The sequence below is a fragment of the Staphylococcus sp. IVB6240 genome, from assembly GCF_025558425.1.
Taxonomy (GTDB): Bacteria; Bacillota; Bacilli; order Staphylococcales; family Staphylococcaceae; genus Staphylococcus.
The window spans coordinates 2,143,756-2,161,784 of sequence record NZ_CP094718.1 but is presented as its reverse complement, the minus strand read 5'-3'; the positions used below and the strand labels follow the sequence as shown (position 1 = coordinate 2,161,784).

General features: G+C 38.6%; 16 protein-coding genes, 1 pseudogene and 2 riboswitches. Of the genes and pseudogenes, 8 read left to right on the top strand and 9 right to left on the bottom strand.

Going from position 1 to position 18,029, the window contains the following annotated elements; genetic code table 11:
* Positions 1-20 precede the first annotated feature (20 nt).
* A complete protein-coding gene (locus MUA88_RS10730) occupies positions 21-848 on the bottom strand; it encodes a MetQ/NlpA family ABC transporter substrate-binding protein (protein WP_262605562.1) in 828 nt (275 codons plus the stop codon).
* Positions 849-1,018: 170 nt separating this feature from the next.
* On the opposite strand from MUA88_RS10730, the gene MUA88_RS10725 reads away from it, so the two are divergent.
* Positions 1,019-1,969, top strand: coding sequence for a DUF1002 domain-containing protein (locus tag MUA88_RS10725; RefSeq protein WP_262604137.1), 951 nt, complete (start codon positions 1,019-1,021; stop codon positions 1,967-1,969).
* 54 nt (positions 1,970-2,023) lie between these two features.
* On the opposite strand, the gene ahpF is transcribed toward MUA88_RS10725, so the two are convergent.
* The 3 genes from ahpF to MUA88_RS10710 form a co-directional block, all read right to left on the bottom strand.
* A complete protein-coding gene (gene ahpF, locus MUA88_RS10720; protein WP_262604136.1) occupies positions 2,024-3,547 on the bottom strand; it encodes an alkyl hydroperoxide reductase subunit F in 1,524 nt (507 codons plus the stop codon).
* A 14-nt stretch (positions 3,548-3,561) separates the two neighbouring features.
* On the bottom strand, positions 3,562-4,131 hold the full coding sequence (gene ahpC, locus MUA88_RS10715; RefSeq protein ID WP_262604135.1) for an alkyl hydroperoxide reductase subunit C: 570 nt from the start codon (positions 4,129-4,131) through the stop codon (positions 3,562-3,564).
* A 609-nt stretch (positions 4,132-4,740) separates the two neighbouring features.
* A complete protein-coding gene (locus MUA88_RS10710) occupies positions 4,741-5,517 on the bottom strand; it encodes a 2-keto-4-pentenoate hydratase (protein WP_262604134.1) in 777 nt (258 codons plus the stop codon).
* 133 nt (positions 5,518-5,650) lie between these two features.
* On the opposite strand from MUA88_RS10710, the gene MUA88_RS10705 reads away from it, so the two are divergent.
* Positions 5,651-6,406, top strand: a complete 756-nt coding sequence (locus MUA88_RS10705) for an NADPH-dependent oxidoreductase (RefSeq protein ID WP_262604133.1) — start codon at positions 5,651-5,653, stop codon at positions 6,404-6,406.
* 50 nt (positions 6,407-6,456) lie between these two features.
* Here MUA88_RS10705 and MUA88_RS10700 read toward each other — a convergent pair whose 3' ends face one another.
* The 5 genes from MUA88_RS10700 to MUA88_RS10680 all read right to left on the bottom strand — a co-directional run bounded on the left by MUA88_RS10700 (position 6,457) and on the right by MUA88_RS10680 (position 11,351).
* Positions 6,457-7,848, bottom strand: a complete 1,392-nt coding sequence (locus tag MUA88_RS10700; protein ID WP_262605561.1) for an L-cystine transporter — start codon at positions 7,846-7,848, stop codon at positions 6,457-6,459.
* 82 nt (positions 7,849-7,930) lie between these two features.
* Complete coding sequence (gene thiO / locus MUA88_RS10695; RefSeq protein ID WP_262605560.1) at positions 7,931-9,028, bottom strand: glycine oxidase ThiO; 1,098 nt, start codon at positions 9,026-9,028, stop codon at positions 7,931-7,933.
* 114 nt (positions 9,029-9,142) lie between these two features.
* Positions 9,143-9,245, bottom strand: a riboswitch (TPP riboswitch).
* A gap of 81 nt (positions 9,246-9,326) precedes the next feature.
* Positions 9,327-9,926 carry a DNA-binding protein gene (locus tag MUA88_RS10690; protein ID WP_262604130.1) on the bottom strand — a complete coding sequence of 200 codons (600 nt, stop codon included), beginning with the start codon at positions 9,924-9,926 and terminating at the stop codon, positions 9,327-9,329.
* Between the two features lie 110 nt (positions 9,927-10,036).
* Complete coding sequence (locus tag MUA88_RS10685) at positions 10,037-10,711, bottom strand: hypothetical protein (RefSeq protein ID WP_262604129.1); 675 nt, start codon at positions 10,709-10,711, stop codon at positions 10,037-10,039.
* Positions 10,712-10,940: 229 nt separating this feature from the next.
* Entirely contained in the window at positions 10,941-11,351 is a 411-nt protein-coding gene (locus tag MUA88_RS10680) for a general stress protein (RefSeq protein WP_262604128.1), read from the bottom strand.
* A gap of 179 nt (positions 11,352-11,530) precedes the next feature.
* Positions 11,531-11,633: riboswitch (purine riboswitch) on the top strand.
* Positions 11,634-11,827: 194 nt separating this feature from the next.
* On the opposite strand from MUA88_RS10680, the gene xpt reads away from it, so the two are divergent.
* The 6 genes and pseudogenes from xpt to MUA88_RS10650 all read left to right on the top strand — a co-directional run bounded on the left by xpt (position 11,828) and on the right by MUA88_RS10650 (position 17,864).
* A complete protein-coding gene (gene xpt, locus MUA88_RS10675) occupies positions 11,828-12,409 on the top strand; it encodes a xanthine phosphoribosyltransferase (RefSeq protein WP_262604127.1) in 582 nt (193 codons plus the stop codon).
* Complete coding sequence (gene pbuX / locus MUA88_RS10670) at positions 12,409-13,677, top strand: xanthine permease PbuX (protein WP_262605171.1); 1,269 nt, start codon at positions 12,409-12,411, stop codon at positions 13,675-13,677. The genes xpt and pbuX overlap by 1 nt, the downstream gene beginning before the upstream one ends.
* Before the next feature lie 34 nt (positions 13,678-13,711).
* Entirely contained in the window at positions 13,712-15,178 is a 1,467-nt protein-coding gene (gene guaB, locus MUA88_RS10665; RefSeq protein WP_262605559.1) for an IMP dehydrogenase, read from the top strand.
* Between the two features lie 20 nt (positions 15,179-15,198).
* Positions 15,199-16,740, top strand: a complete 1,542-nt coding sequence (guaA, locus tag MUA88_RS10660; protein WP_262605558.1) for a glutamine-hydrolyzing GMP synthase — start codon at positions 15,199-15,201, stop codon at positions 16,738-16,740.
* 610 nt (positions 16,741-17,350) lie between these two features.
* Entirely contained in the window at positions 17,351-17,605 is a 255-nt protein-coding gene (locus tag MUA88_RS10655) for a type II toxin-antitoxin system Phd/YefM family antitoxin (protein ID WP_262604124.1), read from the top strand.
* Positions 17,598-17,864, top strand: a pseudogene (locus MUA88_RS10650) (Txe/YoeB family addiction module toxin). The gene MUA88_RS10655 and the pseudogene MUA88_RS10650 overlap by 8 nt, the downstream one beginning before the upstream one ends.
* Positions 17,865-18,029 lie beyond the last annotated feature (165 nt).

The window sequence follows — 18,029 nt, the reverse complement described above, 5'->3', positions numbered from 1 at the left end:
GCTTCTTTCACAACATCGTTCTAACATTCTGTTGGTTCGATATAGCCACTATATTCTTTATGGTCACGGAACCATTTTTTGAATTCTGGGTCATTATATGTGTCGCGTAGTGCTTTTGCCCACTCTTTATCTTTGTCTGATTCATTAATGCTTAACATCACTTTATGTTCATCAGGTGTTTTTTCTACAACGAGTGCATCACTGATTTTTTGGCCACTGTCAGCAATGTAGTTTCCGTTCACGACACCGTAATCAACATCTTCTAATGAACGAAGCACTTGTGGCGCTGCGACTTCGCTGAATTTTAAGTCATACTTACCAGGTTGAACGCTAGAAAGCTTAAAGTTAACACCTGTTGTTTTATTGTCTAATTTAATCCAACCAAGGTCCTCTAAAATTCTTAAAGCACGTTCTTGGTTAACTGGATCATTAGGAACTGCAATTGTTTGGCCGTCTTTTACATCATCAAGAGATTCGTGTTTTTTTGACCATAATGATTGTGGGGCAGTTGGGACATCATTGTTTTTGATCATTTTAGCATCGATTTTATCATTGATACTGTTCATATATGCTGTGCTTTGGAAGATAGACGCTTGAATATCGCCATCTTTCATAGCAGGATTGATTTGATCTGTTTGAGAGAAAGTTTTAATTTTCACATCGTAACCTTTCTTCTCTAAGATAGTCAATGCACCTTCACGGAAGATTTCTTCATATGTTCCCGGTCCAAAACCGACTGTAAATGATTTATTGTCTGATTGCTTACTGTCTTTTCCGTTGTCGCTGTTACCACACGCAACAAGTAAAAGTGCAAGCGCAAAAATAATACTGAATTTTAAGTATTTCATTGTAGTCCTCCTATAACCTAGTTATATGATAAGAATTAAAAGAATTATATCACAGATAGGGGGTTTTGGCGAGATGCTTTTTCAGAAATTTGAGAGTGCGTCTAAGGATTGATACGTAAATCTGTATCTCGTGTTAAAATAAGGTAAAGTGTGTATAAGGAAGTGAGTAAATGTACAAGAAATTATTAATCAGTGGTGTGGCAGCCTCTGTATTATTTGTAGGTGTTGCGCAAAATATCTATGCGGCGAACGACTTTAAGCCTAAAGAGGAGATCTTTCTTCAAGGGGCTGACTTGAATGAGAATCAATTAGAAGCAACCAAAGATAAGCTGGGTGTTGGCAAGAGCGTAACAACGTATCAAGTAACGAATACAGATGTCATTCGTTATACAGGGACGGAGTATGACTATATTCACTCAAGTGCACTGATTAAACCGAAACGATTTGGTCACGGGGTGGATGTCAAGATTGAAACACCTGAGAATATCACACGTATCACGAAAGAGCAGTATATGAATGCAGCCATTACATCTGGAATTCAAGATGCTACGATTCGAATTGCGTCTATTGATCAAGTGACAGGTGAAGGTGCACTGACAGGTATATACAAAGCCTACGAGTCACAAGGGAATGCTTTAAACAGTCAGGACATTCAAAACGCACATAGTGAATTGAATGACTTGGCACGCATTAGCGAAAATAATGCGGACAAAGAGGGTTATTCAGATGAAGCATTGAATGAAGCGATTGCGGATATGAAGTCACAAATTGCAGAAGCGAAGGCCTCTAATCAACAAATCAATGACGTGACGATTAATAATATTGTCAATCAAACGTTGAATGTACGTGGATTAGATAATGTATTGAGCAATAATGAGATTGCCGTGATTCAAAATATGATGATGAATGTTGCGCAATCAGAAGTATTAAATCAAGACCCAGAAGCATATCAAAAACAAGCGAATGAGTTGAAAGATACGATTCAAAAAACAGCAGGTGACAAATTAGAAGCGTTGAAATCATTAGATAATGAAGAGACACGTAACTTCTTGCAGAGATTATGGGATGAATTCGTTTCATTTATTACAAAAATCTGGCACTGGCTTGTATCATTCGTATAAAAGGGCATAAGAAAAGAAGGAGTTGAGGCATAGTACTCAGCTCCTTCTTTCTTATTAGTTACGGATAAGGTAATCAAAAGCAGATAATGCTGCTGTTGCGCCTGATCCCATAGAGATAATAATTTGTTTGTAGCGTTGGTCTGTACAGTCTCCGGCAGCAAAGATACCTGGGACATTCGTAGCACCTAAACGGTCAACTTCGATTTCACCCATTCTGTTGCGGTTAACTGTGTCACCTAACCATTCTGTATTAGGCGAAAGACCGATTTGAACGAAGACACCATCTAATTCAAGATGTTGCTGTTCTTTAGATTGTGTATCTTCATAAGTTAAACCATTCACACGCTCATCGCCAGTAATTTCTTTTGTCGCAGCGTTTGTAATGACTGTTGTGTTTGATAATGAGTTTAAGCGTTCTTGTAAGACTTTGTCTGCACGCATCTCAGCACCAAACTCAAGTAATGTCACGCTCTTACAGATACCTGCAAGATCGATGGCTGCTTCTACACCAGAGTTACCACCGCCGACAACAGCAACATGCTTGTCTTCGAATAATGGACCGTCACAGTGTGGGCAATATGCCACACCTTTGTTTGCAAGCTCTTGCTCACCTGGTACACCAAGTTGTCTCCAACGTGCACCTGTTGAAACGATCAATGTTTTTGTGTGAAGTACGGCACCATTATCTAATGTAAGATCAATGCTTTCGTCTGTCTTGTTTACAGATTCAGCACGAACACCTTTCATCACATCGATGTTATATTCGTTAATGTGTTCTTCAAGGTTAACAGCAAGTGCTGTTCCCGTTGTTTTCTTCACGCTGATTAAGTTTTCGATGTCTTGTGTATCGTTAACTTGACCACCGATACGATCTGCAACAATACCTGTACGTAAACCTTTACGTGCAGCGTAAATAGCAGAACTTGCACTTGCAGGACCACCGCCGACAACGAGGACATCGAATGTCTCTTTGCCTTCGAATTCTGAAGCATCAGGGCCTTGGCCAAGTGCGCTTAAAATATCAGTGACAGTCATACGACCACTACCGAATTGTTCACCATTTAAGAAGATAGATGGTACAGCCATGATATCTTCAGCTTCTTCTTTGAATGTTGCACCGTCAATCATTGTGTGTGTGATATTTGGGTTAAGGACACTCATTAAGTTTAATGCTTGAACAACATCCGGACATTTTTGACATGTTAAGCTGATATATGTTTCAAAGTTTAATGGTTTATCAATTGCTTTGATTTGATCGATTACAGATTGCTCTTCTTTTGGTGCGCGACCACTCACTTGTAGAAGTGCTAAAACGAAAGAGTTAAACTCATGACCAAGAGGAACACCGGCGAAAGTAACGCCAGTGTCCTCTCCGGGTCTATTCACGCTAAAGCTAGGTGAACGTTTTAAGTCTGCTTTTTCTACTGTAATGCGTGATGACATGTCTGCTACTTCATTCACAAGATCTTCCATTTTTTGAGATGATTCATCAGATCCTGTGCTTAGTTTGAAGACAACGTCACCTTCCATCAAATCAAGAAGTTGTGCAAGTTGATTCTTTAACTCTTGATTAAGCATTCAGTAATGCCTCCTTAAATTTTACCTACTAAGTCTAATCCTGGTGTTAATGTTTCGCCGCCTTCTTCCCATTTCGCTGGGCAAACTTCACCTGGATTTTGACGTACGTATTGAGCTGCTTTAATTTTGTGTACTAATGTGCTTGCGTCACGGCCGATACCGTCAGCATTAATTTCAGCTGCTTGAACAACACCATCAGGGTCAACGATGAATGTACCACGTTGTGCAAGACCAGCTTCTTCATCTAATACATCGAATAAACGTGTGATTTGTTGTGATGGGTCACCGATCATTGTGTATTTTAATGTGCTGATGGCATCTGAGTGATCGTGCCAAGCTTTGTGTACGAAGTGTGTGTCTGTTGATACAGAGAATACGTTTGTACCAAGTTCTTGTAATTTCTCATAATGGCTTTGAACATCTTGTAATTCTGTTGGGCATACGAAAGAGAAGTCTGCTGGGTAGAATACAACAACACTCCAGTTACCTTTTAAATCTTCTTGTGTTACCTCAACGAATTCGTCTGTTTTTGCATTGTACGCTTGTGCTGTGAATTCTCCAATTTGTTTACCGATTAATGACATGTTGAATAGCCTCCTAGGAATGTATATTAATTATTATTAGATTAGAATTAACGCAAAGCCTTCTTTGTTATAATTCCTTTTTAATAATAATTCTAATCTTAAGTGTTATTATGGCATGGAACGATACATACGTCAATTATTAAGCAGTAATAATTGAACATCAACTTTCATCATGCGAAATGACGCAATTGAATTGGTATAGAAAGTAGTTTTAAATGCAGTTCCTGCCTATCCTTATCATATCATTGATGGGGTCCAATTCTCAATTAATGACATCTTTATTGAAAATATATGAGCTCCCAGAGTGTCTACAGGCAATATCAAAAGAAGAGGGATATTCACCATTCATATACTCGGGAGCTGTGTTATGTGCGAGAGAAGTAGGGCGCAATGTCTAGGGGTTGAGACATAATAAATTTGCGCTCTGGGAAACCGATTGATTGTCAGTGTTTGAGAAGCAGAATTTTCAACAGAATTTCGCGATTCCGGCAAAATTTGAAAAGTAAGTTTGCTCATTGTTCGGTTCTGCTCAAATCCTAGGTGCTTTTGTCCCAACCTGATTTATTGCTGTTTAAATTTTAATGACTTCTCTACACATGGTTATATGCTTTATTCAAATGTTACAGTGACTTGACCCACATCTTTGTAGTCAACTGTGTAAGTGCCTTTTTCTGCCTTGATAGGTGGGATGAAAGTACCAGACGAGATGACATCGCCTTTTTTAAGTGACTTACCATGGCTTGCTAACTTTTGACTGAGCCATTGTACGGCTTTAACAGGGTTACCTAATACTTCAGATGCGACACCTGTTTTGACTTCTGAACCATTGTGTTTCAATGACATTGTGACTGCACCAAGTTTGTCATAATCTAGTTGTGCGACAGGTTCTCCAACAACGACAAGTCCAGTTGCTGTGTTATCGGATAATAAGTCACCTAATGTAAAGTTTGGAAACCAATCTTCATAGCGCGCATCAGGGACTTCAATAGCTGGTGCTAACTGTGAATGATTGAGGACATCCTCAACGCTTGGGTCAGAAGGCAAGTCTTCTGTAACGACAAATACCAATTCGGGCTCGATTAATGGCGCAAACATCTCTCCTAATTTGACAGTTGCACCGCTTTGTTTAATGACTGTTTTAAGTAATGTACCATAGGCAGGTTCATGTGTATTTGCATATGCTTGTGTTTCTGCACTTGTCATACTTACTTTATATCCTGCCACATCTGTCTGATGATGTTCTTTTAATTGTGCAATAAGTGCATCCTGTGTTTGATAGCCTAAAACCTCATCTACATTTTCTTCAGGATTGAGAAAAGGGATAGGTTGATGTGTTTTATAAGCTTGAAAAACTTGCTCTGCTAATTGTTGCGATGTTTGAGTCATAAAGACACTCCTTTGTCAGAAAATTGATACTTTTATGATAAAGGTTTGTGATTCAAGAATCAAGTGTGCAGTGTACATGCGTTTTAAGGTGTCATTTGATAACATAAAAATAAAGAATAGGGGAGTGAAACGAATGTCAGATTATGTATATCATTTAGCAAAGCAACATCACTCAGTGAGAAAGTTTAAAGCGGAAACATTAACGCGTGAAACAGTCGCAAAGTTGATTGAGGCAGGTCAGATGGCATCAACATCAAGCTATCTGCAAACGACGTCTGTGATTGGTGTAGAAGATGTTGAAAAGAAAATGGCTTTAAAAGAAGTATCGGGACAACCGCATGTGTTAGATAATGGCTACTTGTTAGTATTCGTCATTGACTACAATAGACATGATCTTGTGAGTGAACAACAAGGAAAGAACATGTCGACAAGTTTTGAATCTGCGGAAGGCTTGTTAGTTGGGACGGTGGATGCGTCATTGATGGCTCAAAATATTGCGTTAACAGCAGAGGATATGGGCTACGGCATTGTTTACTTAGGATCACTACGCAATGATGTGGCACGTGTTCGTGAAATTTTAGACTTACCTGAGCATACTTTCCCAATATTTGGTATGGCAATAGGTGTACCGGCAGATGATGAGAATGGCTCGCCTAAACCACGATTGCCATTAGAGCATGTCTTTCATGTGGATACGTATAACAATGATCGTGATGAGGCACGCCAACATTTAGCAGCATATGATCAAACGGTATCTGATTATTATAAAGAAAGAACGGATGGACGCCGAACAGAAACATGGTCAGAACAAGTCGCGAACTTTATGAGTAGTAAACAGCGCTTAGAGATGAGAGATTGGTTGCAAGAGTCAGGATTCAATAAAATATAGCCAAAAAAATACCACATGCGCAAGAGTGCGTATGTGGTGTTTTTGGATGATTAATGACTTGTTGTTAGCTCGTCATATTGATTGTCATTGAAGACATCTTCATCCAATTGTTTTGTTAATTTTGCTGTACCTGTTCCGGCTAATATTGAGTCATTAACATTTAATGCTGTACGTCCCATATCAATTAAAGGTTCGACTGAAATAAGAACACCTGCAAGACCGACTGGTAAGTTTAATGCAGAAAGTACGAGGATAGATGCAAATGTTGCACCACCACCGACACCTGCTACACCAAATGAACTGATGATCACAACGATGATAAGTGTTGCGATGAACTGTAGGTCAATCTCAACACCTGCAACTGGTGCTACCATGATGGCAAGCATTGCAGGGTAAATACCGGCACAACCATTTTGACCGATAGATAAACCGAAAGAACCTGAGAAGTTTGCAATCGCTTGTGGAACGCCTAAACGATTCGTTTGTGTTTGAATGTTAAGTGGTAATGTACCTGCGCTTGAACGTGAAGTGAAGGCAAATAGCATCACTTCTGCTGTTTTCTTCACATATTGGATTGTGTTAACACCTAAAACCAATAAGATGAGCAAGTGAATAATATACATTGTGATTAATGCAGCATAAGATGCGATAACAAATTTACCGAGTGTCCAAATCGCTGCAAAGTCACTTGTTGCCAATGTGTTTAACATAATCGCTAAGATCCCATAAGGTGTTAAGCGTAATACAAAAGTTACGATGGCCATAACAAGTGAGTACACGGCATCAATACCGCGTTTTAATACATGGCCATTTTCAGGTTGTTTACGTGCAACACGTAAATAAGCAAAACCAATAAACGCAGCAAAAATAACGACTGCGATTGTTGAAGTCGCACGCGCCCCTGTAAAGTCTAAGAATGGATTTGCAGGGAGTAATTCTAAAATTTGTGCTGGCAATGTCGTTGCTGTTAAGTCTTTTGCCGTTTGTGTAATTTCTGAACTACGTGCATTTTCAGCTTGGCCTAAATCAATCGTTGATGCATCTAGGCCAAATAACATCGCATAGGCAATTCCGACAATGGCTGAAACGGCAACAGTACCGATTAAAAACATGAAGATGTAACCGCCCATTTTGGCAAACTTCTCACCAAGGTCGATTTTTGTAAATGCTGCAATAATTGAAATAAATACTAATGGAATAACGATCATTTTTAAGAGGGAAATATATCCATTACCAATGATACCAATCCATTCAGTTGTTTGTGTTGTTATTTTGCTGTCTGCACCGTAAAGGAGTTGTACGACAATCCCGAGTACGATACCAAGACCGAGGGCAACAAAGACACGTGTTGGGAATTTAACGTGTTTCTTCGCCATCACCCATAGTCCAATCATGAACCCAGCAAAGATAATTAAATTAAGTATGATTAAAAATAAAGACATTTTGACGCTCCCTTCTAATTCCGACTTGTATTATAAGGATAATGGCAAGTGCTGTTAAAATCAACCCTTGTGCATGAAATTCTTATTTTATAGGGGAGAAAGGTCTTAATTGAGTTGCTGCCCTAGCATCTCCATCAATAAGCTGTGCCATACGTTCGCCAACAATAGGGGAGAGCAGGATACCATTTCGATAATGTCCGGTAGAGATGTAAAGATTATCGCGAAGTGCCCCCATAATCGGTACTTCATTCGATGTGATTGGTCGAATGCCTGTCCAAGTTTTAATGACATGATGTTCTCGCAGTTGTGGAATCATCAGTTGGCTTTCGCGATCTAACCATTGCAGGTTTTCCTCTTTATTCTGGGTACTCCAATTATCTCGTTCTGAAGTTGCCCCAATAAGATAGCGATTTGGTTTTTTAGGAACGATATAGCAACCATTCATATTAAAAATAGTTTCCTTCAGTCCTTTATAAGAAGAGGCGATTAGTTTTACGTCTCCTTTGACAGGGTGTGTCGGAAGGTGAATATCAAGTTGATGTAACAATTCCCCACTCCAAGCACCAGCTGCAATAATTAATTCATCTGCATTAAATGTTCCCTTAGAAGTTGTGATTTGATAATGTGATGCCTGTTGCGTGATATGTAACACTTCTGTATGTAAGTGTAGATCAATATGCGCACGTTTTGAGACAGATTGTAACAAAGCTTGCGTATATAGGTTGGCATTGATTTGACCGTCATCATGTATTTTGAACGCAGCGCAAGACGCCGTATCACAATAAGGGAAACGTTGACGTAATTGTTCAGGTGTTAATTGATAAATCTCATGGTCTTGTTGTGCTAGGAAAGCAAATTGTTTTTCAACTGCTGGAATGTCTTGTGGTGTCGTCGCCACTTTGATTAGCCCGTGAGATTGTAATTCAATATCCATATTTGTTTCTTTTAAAAGTTGTTGTGCTGTTGCTGGCATCATGGCACGACTTTCCATAGCCAAATGGTACAAAGGTGTATCTTCAAAAAACTCATTTTGTGCCCCCAACATACCACCAGCCGCGTAAGATGCATTCATACGTGGTGTGGAGCGATCGATGATATGAATGTGCCGATTTTGAGGGTTCAGTTGTCTGGCAATAGATAGCCCCATGACACCAGCTCCGATAATAACTGTCTGTAACATAAAAAAACCTCCTGCATGTGGGATGCAGGAAGTTGACATGTATGATTGAAATTGAGTCACATAAAATGCGAGCGTCAATGATATGATAGAACGTTGTATTTGCGTTGTGAAACGCGTGACAGATCATTGCTTCCCTTCGATGGTATTAACCATATCAGGTTCAAAGAGTTAAGAGTCAATCTTTCTCAGCTCACTTCGAGCACCCCTAGCATGTTATTTAATTTTAAGAGAGCGAGACAAAGGTTGGGAGCGTATTTATTGGCTCCCAACACAAAATTGATGTCTTATCTCTATTGTTCTAACCGCCGAACAAGCGTTGTAAAAAGCCTTTTTTCTCATTGCGTTCAATTGTATGTGCTAACGCTTTTTGTCCTTCGATTTGTGATTCAATATGTTTTTGTGTTGTACCAAGTTGTTCAGTTTGTTGTTTTTGTGCTTCTGTCAATGCTTCCATTGATGCACTATTTGATTTAAGTTGTTCTTCTAACTTGTTGTGTAATTGAGAGAGTGCTTCTTGTTGTTGATGTACTTGTGTCACCATTTGACCAAGAATTTGGCGTTCTTCACGCATTTGATTGATTTCATTATGCAACTCATTGAACAAGTTAGAAAGTTGTTGATCAGCAGGAAGTTGTTGTGAGTCTTCCTTTACAATCACTTGTAAAAAGTCTTTTTCCTTCTCAAGTTCTTCAAATGCAAGCTCGTAACTATTTGTTTGTCCAACACGCTCTGCAATCTCTTGGAAAAGTTCAATATCTTCTTCTTTGAAGTCAGTCGCTTCACGTCCACGGTATTCTGTTTTACCTAAATGGTAACCACGTTCTTCAAGATGCTGAACAATTTTTCGGACTTGCTTTTCGCTTAAGCCAGACTTTTGTGCGAATTCTTTTGTTAGCATATCATCGGATCCTTTCTCCTACAATTTAGACGACTGTCAGTGTTCGTTCAGTGACCCTTCAGTCTTACCTCCTCTTTATTGTAGCGACTTTATGGACCGATTTCAAGAGCTTATGCACTCGGTTCTTTTCGTAGGTCCATCTTCACAAGCAACGGATAGATCACTTTGCGTGGCAGTCTATTTGCGAAGACATACTTGAGGATATAGCAAGATTTGATGCTTGCTCCATAGATATCTTTTGTTAAAGGAATATTTGTCTTGATATATAAATCTAATGGGACAGGTTTTCCATTGCGGTTAAGTGATGGTTGTATATATGAAAGCTTCGTTTGCTTTTCAAATCCTTGCTGCGTTAAGAAACGTCTACGAAATGCAATGTCGTCTGCTGTTTTTGAATCTACATCTGGTGATTCAAAAGTAGATTCGAACATAAAGAAGTTAACATCACGACCATGAAGTTGTTGAGCCAGAGCGTTGATGTTTGTCTCAGTTTGATGAAGTGTTGCTTCAAGATACGATTCGCGTTGAGGGCCTTCCTCTGCAAGTAAATAAATAATAAAGCCAGCATTTGTCGTTGCTTCATAATGTGCAGTGGCAAAGCTAACAACACGGTCATCTTCAATACCGACTAAGAAGACGTAATCATTTTTCGTCTTTTCCGTTTTGAGTGATTGAACAAAGACGGACTCATCTTCAGTGACAAGATCGTCTAACTTTCCTAAATAAAAGTCTAATGTAGGTTGATACCATTGATCTTGTGTTGATTTAATTTGAATAAATTCCATAGTCTATCACCTCTTTGTAATGGCTTTAGTATAGCATAATCAATTCTACTAAATATATATGAGAAACCATATAAAAACATTCGAGCAGCATGTACGGCTCGAGTGTGATAGAACATATTCAAAAGTTTTTATGACAGTTGATGTTGCTTAAAAATGTAACTACAAAAGAATACGGCAATATTTAAAGCACTATTTCAATCGCATAGCGTACCTATCTTTTTAAATGAGCTTATTCAATGTCGCCTTTATGTTCAGATGGATGATGTTTAAATTCTTGTGTTTCGTATGAGCTATTTGTTTGTGATACTTCACTGTGGTTACCTGATTCAAAATGGCTCACAAGAATAACAATATCTCCATCAAGTACAGCTTGTTTGAGTTGCGCTTTATCGTTGTCAGCAAGATTGAAGCGTGTGAATGCTGCTTCTTCTGAATCTTCTCCAATAAAGAAGCGCATGAATTTATCGCTAATTGTGCCTGCTGTTGGCGTCTGTTTAACTTCTGAATCGTTAAAACGGTCTGTTGAGAGACGGTCTTTACTGATGATCGTAATTTCATGTTCTTTATAACCGTCACCTAATAATGTATTGACTGCTTCGATTGCAGCTTCTTCAGATTTTACTACTTTAAAATGAGTCATAGTGAATCCCCTCCGTCAAATCATTACTTATTTTGTCACTTACCCTTTAAATGAAAAGTTAAACGTTTACACCTATATTATGCTATGTGAATATAATGGTTGTAAAGTAGCTACAGTATTTCGGAAACTGTCCGATTTTCACACCAGTATTGCGAAAAAACGTCAAATTTGCTATTATCAGTTAATAATTTATATAGACTCATATAATCTGAAGAATATGGCTTTAGAAGTTTCTACCACGTCGCCTTAAACGATGTGACTATGAGTAATGACGGCATCAGTAATATGCGACTTTTGTTTTGTTCTACGTGATTGTGCTAGACTTGCACCGCAAATATCACGCATTCACGACACAGGACAGGATGACTGACAAAAGAACGTCCTTTACAACTGTATGACGATTACTCAAACACCTGAAACGATATTCTTTAGTTTTGGGTTTTTTTCATATCTTGAACTATCTAGGAGGAGTCGTTTTGGACGCATTAAAAAGAAAAGTCATCGAAGACGGTGTTGTGATTGATGAATCGATTTTAAAGGTGGATGGATTTTTAAATCACCAGATTGATGCAGGTTTAATGCATGAGATCGGTGAAGTATACCATTCACAATTTGGAGATCAAGGTGTTACAAAAGTACTAACAATCGAGGCATCAGGTATTGCGCCGGCGATTATGGTTGCGCATCGTTTTAATGTACCTTGTCTATTCGCAAAAAAAGCAAAGCCAAACACGTTGAATGAAGGATATTATCAGACAGATGTTCATTCATTTACGAAAAACAATACCAATCGTGTCATTGTTTCAACAGAATTTTTGTCAGACAAAGATAGAGTGCTTATCATTGATGACTTCTTAGCAAATGGTGAAGCGGCGCTCGGTTTACATCGATTGGCACAACAAGCAGGTGCAGAAACAGTTGGTGTAGGTATTTTAGTAGAGAAAAGCTTTCAGCCAGGACGTGCGCGCTTGGAAGAAGCAGGCTTAACAGTCTCATCACTGTGCCAAGTTGCATCGTTAAAAGGCAATAAGGTCACATTGCTAGGAGAAGATCAATGATCAAACGATTCTTGCTGAGTTTACAACACTTATTAGCCATGTATGCCGGAGCGATTTTAGTCCCTATCATTGTCGCAACAAGTTTAGATTTTACAGCGGAACAAACCGCTTATCTTGTAACAGTGGATATTTTTATGTGTGGGGTTGCTACCTTTTTACAAGTCTATAAAGGCATTGGTATTGGACTGCCGGTTGTCTTAGGATGTACGTTCACTGCAGTTGCACCCATGATTTTAATCGGTCAGACGAAGGGCATCGATGTCTTGTATGGTTCTCTATTTTTATCTGGACTGCTCGTTATTGTTATCGCACCATTCTTTGCTTCTCTTGTTAAGTTGTTCCCGCCTGTGGTAACAGGTAGTGTTGTAACAATTATCGGGATTACGCTTATGCCGGTCGCGATGAATTATCTTGCAGGTGGTCAAGGGGCTAAAGATTATGGGGATCCGAAACATCTTTTATTAGGTAGCGTGACACTGTTGATTATTTTACTTTTACAACGTTTTGCACGTGGATTTTTAAAGGCGATTGCCATTTTGCTAGGCTTGATTATTGGTACTATTTTTGCTGGCTTTTTAGGTGTGATCGATGCAGGAGAGGTTGCTTCAGCGCATTGGTTTGAACTGCCAAGACCGTTCCGTTTTACGGGGTTTGCTTTTGACTTTGGCGCAACGATTGTATTTTTCATTGTTGCATTGATCAGCTTAATTGAATCAACAGGTGTTTATCACGCTTTAAGTGAGATTACGGGTAAGACATTAACGCGTAAAGATTTCCGTAAAGGTTACATGGCTGAAGGGATTGCGATTACGCTAGGATCGATTTTTAATGCTTTTCCATATACAGCCTATTCTCAGAACGTTGGACTTGTGTCACTATCAGGCGCGAAAAAGAACGACGTCATCTACGGAATGGTTATTTTACTGATCATTTGTGGATGTATTCCTAAGTTAGGTGCATTGGCAAATATCATTCCACTATCTGTGTTGGGTGGAGCGATGCTTGCGATGTTCGGTATGGTGATGGCATATGGCATGCGTATTCTTAACGACATCAACTTCAAGAATCAAAATAACTTAATTATTATTGCTGTTTCGGTAGGTCTCGGTGCAGGGATTACAGCAGTGCCTGAAGCGTTCCAAGGATTGGGTGATCAGTTTTCTTGGTTAACGCAAAATGGGATTGTGTTAGGAACGATTTCAGCAATTGTATTAAATTTATTTTTTAATGGTCTAAACTATCAACAAAATCAAGAAAATGTGAAATAATGTAACTAATAATTTGAATGGAGGCTGTATAGAAATGTGGGAAAACAAGTTTGTAAAAGAAGCGCTAACGTTTGATGATGTATTACTTATTCCAGCTGAATCAAATGTATTACCAAAAGAGGTCGACTTAAGTGTGTCACTCTCAGATAAAATTAAGTTGAACATCCCGATTGTATCAGCAGGTATGGATACAGTAACAGAATCAAAAATGGCGATTGCGATGGCACGTCAAGGTGGTCTTGGTGTTATTCATAAAAACATGAGCATTGAAGATCAAGCAGATGAAGTACAAAAGGTAAAACGTTCAGAAAATGGCGTTATCACAGATCCATTTTATTTAACGCCTGAAGAAAGTGTCTATGAAGCAGAAGCATTAATGGGTAAATATCGTATTTCAGGTGTGCCTATTGTTGACAGCAAAGAGACGCGTAAACTTGTCGGCATTCTTACAAATCGTGACTTGAGATTTATTGAAGACTTCTCTATTAAAATTTCAGACGTTATGACAAAAGAAGACTTGATTACAGCTCCAGTTGGTACAACTTTAGAAGAAGCAGAAAAAATTCTTCAAACACATCGTATTGAAAAGTTACCATTAGTTAAAGATGGTGTTTTAGAAGGACTTATCACAATTAAAGATATTGAAAAAGTACATGAGTATCCTTATTCAGCAAAAGATGAGCACGGACGTTTACTTGTTGCAGCAGCAATTGGTATTGCGAAAGATACACCAATTCGTGCGAAAAAACTTGTAGAAGCAGGCGTAGATGCACTTGTTATTGATACAGCACATGGTCATTCACAAGGTGTTATTGATCAAGTGAGATTTATTAAAGAAACATACCCTGAGATTACAGTCATTGCTGGTAACGTTGCGACAGCTTCAGGTACAAACGCATTATTTGAAGCGGGTGCGGATGTTGTCAAAGTAGGTATTGGACCAGGTTCAATCTGTACAACACGTGTTGTTGCAGGTGTTGGTGTCCCTCAAATCACAGCAGTTTATGACTGTGCAACAGAAGCACGTAAACACGGTAAAGCGATTATTGCAGATGGTGGTATTAAATTCTCAGGAGATATCGTTAAAGCACTTGCTGCAGGTGGTCATGCAGTTATGCTTGGTAGCTTATTAGCAGGTACAAAAGAAAGCCCTGGAGAAGTTGAAATGTTCCAAGGTCGTCAATATAAAGTATATCGTGGCATGGGATCACTTGGTGCGATGGCAAGCGGTTCAAATGACCGTTATTTCCAAGAAGATAAAACACCTAAAAAATACGTGCCAGAAGGTGTAGAAGGTCGTATCGACTATAAAGGGCCATTACAAGAAACAATTTACCAATTAATTGGTGGTGTGAAGAGTGGTATGGGTTACACAGGTTCACACAACTTACAACAATTACGTGATGAAGCACAATTCACGAAGATGAGTGCAGCCGGCTTAGCAGAAAGTCACCCACATGATGTTCAAATCACTAAAGAATCACCTAACTACTCATTCTAAAATTAAAGGAGTACAACAGTATGGAAATGGCAAAAGAACAAGAACTGATTCTTGTCCTCGATTTTGGTAGTCAATACAATCAGCTGATTACACGTCGCATTCGTGAAATGGGCGTGTACAGCGAACTGCATGATCATGAGATTTCATTAGATGAGATTAAAAAAATGAATCCAAAAGGGATCATTTTATCAGGTGGACCAAACTCTGTTTATGAAGATGATGCGTTCACAATCGATCCAGCAATTTATGATTTAGGTGTGCCGGTATTAGGTATTTGTTACGGTATGCAATTAACAACAAAACTTTTAGGTGGTAAAGTAGAACGCGCCAATGAACGTGAATACGGTAAAGCCATCATTAAAGCGAAGTCTGACGAATTATTCCACGGCTTGCCAGAAGAGCAAACGGTATGGATGAGTCATTCAGACAAAGTCATTGAAATTCCAGAAGGCTTTGAAGTGATTGCAGATAGCCCAAGTACACAATACGCAGCAATTGAAGATAAAAAACGTCGTATCTATGGTGTGCAATTCCACCCAGAAGTACGCCATACAGAGTTTGGTAACGACTTGTTAGAAAACTTTGTACGTCGTGTTTGTGATTGTACAGGTCAATGGACGATGGAAAACTTCATCGACATTGAAGTACAAAAAATTCGTGAACAAGTGGGTGACCGTAAAGTCTTATGTGCCATGAGTGGTGGCGTAGACTCATCAGTGGTTGCGGTACTTTTACACAAAGCCATTGGTTATCAATTGACATGTATCTTTGTTGACCATGGTCTATTACGTAAAGGTGAAGGCGATATGGTGATGGAGCAGTTCGGTGAAGGATTCAACATGAACATTATTCGTGTGAATGCGAAAGAACGCTTCATGTCAAAACTTGAAGGTGTCTCAGATCCAGAGAAGAAACGTAAAATCATCGGTAATGAGTTTGTATACGTATTCGACGATGAAGCTTCTAAATTGGAAGGCGTTGACTTCTTAGCTCAAGGTACGCTATATACAGACGTGATCGAGTCTGGTACGAAGACAGCACAAACAATCAAATCGCACCATAACGTAGGTGGCTTGCCAGAAGATATGGAATTCGAATTGATAGAACCAATCAACACACTTTTCAAAGATGAAGTGCGTGCATTAGGTATCGAATTGGGTATTCCAGAACACCTCGTTTGGCGTCAACCATTCCCAGGACCAGGTCTTGGTATTCGTGTCCTTGGTGAAATTACAGAAGATAAACTAGAAATCGTTCGTGAATCAGATGCGATTTTACGTGAAGTGATTCGTGAAGAAGGTTTAGAACGTGAAATCTGGCAATACTTTACAGTGTTACCAGACATTCGCTCAGTCGGCGTCATGGGAGACTATCGTACGTACGACTACACGGTGGGTGTTCGTGCAGTAACATCTATCGACGGTATGACAAGTGACTTCGCGCGTATCGATTGGGAAGTATTACAAAAGATCTCAACACGTATCGTGAATGAAGTAGACCACGTTAACCGCGTTGTGTATGATATTACATCTAAGCCACCAAGTACCATAGAATGGGAATAAGCTTAAATAGATAAAATAAGACCTTGCAGCCAATGATGGTGTGCAGGGTCTTGTTTTTTGAGAAAATATAATTTTCTGTGGATACTTCAAAAATCTGAAAATCCATATTTACGCTACATATTGATATTTTATGATAAAGATATTATTGGATAAGGGGAGAAATATAAGTAGAACAGTTGCTATCGTTCTTTAGTAAGATACTGCTAAAAGAACTGTACTATTTGAATGATGTGAATGGTCTTATTTATAGTTTTACAAGAGGGAAAAAGGTTTTGAGGATGTTATAAAACTTTTTCTTTATGATTACTAATCAGTAAAGTGAATCCATATATAGTATTTTAGAGAGGTTTGGGTATGAATTTAGTGATATATTATAGATAGTGATTCAGCCTAGTCAGATACGTCTGGCAGGCGTTTTTTTACAAAAAGGTAGTGACGAAAGTGTCAGAGAAGGTTTATAGAACGGATGAAGTATGAATTGCTGTGGTGATTCTGTTGCAAAGATAATTTTATATTATAATTTCAGCAAAAAGAACGAGGGTTCTATCTTATTCACTAATTGTACAACGTACTGTACAATAGGTATAAGTTAATAAAGGAGGCTGTATTTATGACTGTACTAACTTATTCAAATGCACGTAAAAACTTTAGACGCTTAATAGATAAAGTAAATGAAGATAGTGATACGGTAACCATTACTACCAATAATAAAAATGCTGTATTAATGAGTGAAGCAGACTATAATTCAATTATGGAGACGCTTTACTTACAACAGTCCCCTGTCAATGCTAAACACCTTTCTCAATCAATTGCTGAAGCTGAGAATAAAAATATAGTAGATGTAGATATAGATTCATATGAGTAAGTTAAATATTACTTTCACACCTACAGCTTTTGAGGATTATGAATATTGATTAAAACAGGATAAGAAGTTATTAAGGGAGATCAACAGCTTGATAAAAAGGATACAACGTGATGGTCTTTTAGAAGGTGAGGGTAAGCCTGAACCTTTGAAAGGTAACTTAAGAGGATATTGTAGTAGAAGAATTAACCACGAACATAGATTAGTTTATGCGATTAAAGACAATCAAATGATAATCATTGCGTGCAGATACCACTATTAAAAAAAGAGCTCTAGGTTTATTTAAAATGGACCCTATAGATTAGATACTAAAAAAGTGTCAGTCTGTAGGGTCTATTTTAATGCATAATCATAATAACTAATCTAACAGCAGTTTTACGTCCTAATCTATTCTCTGTCTACCATGATATGTATATTGATATGACAT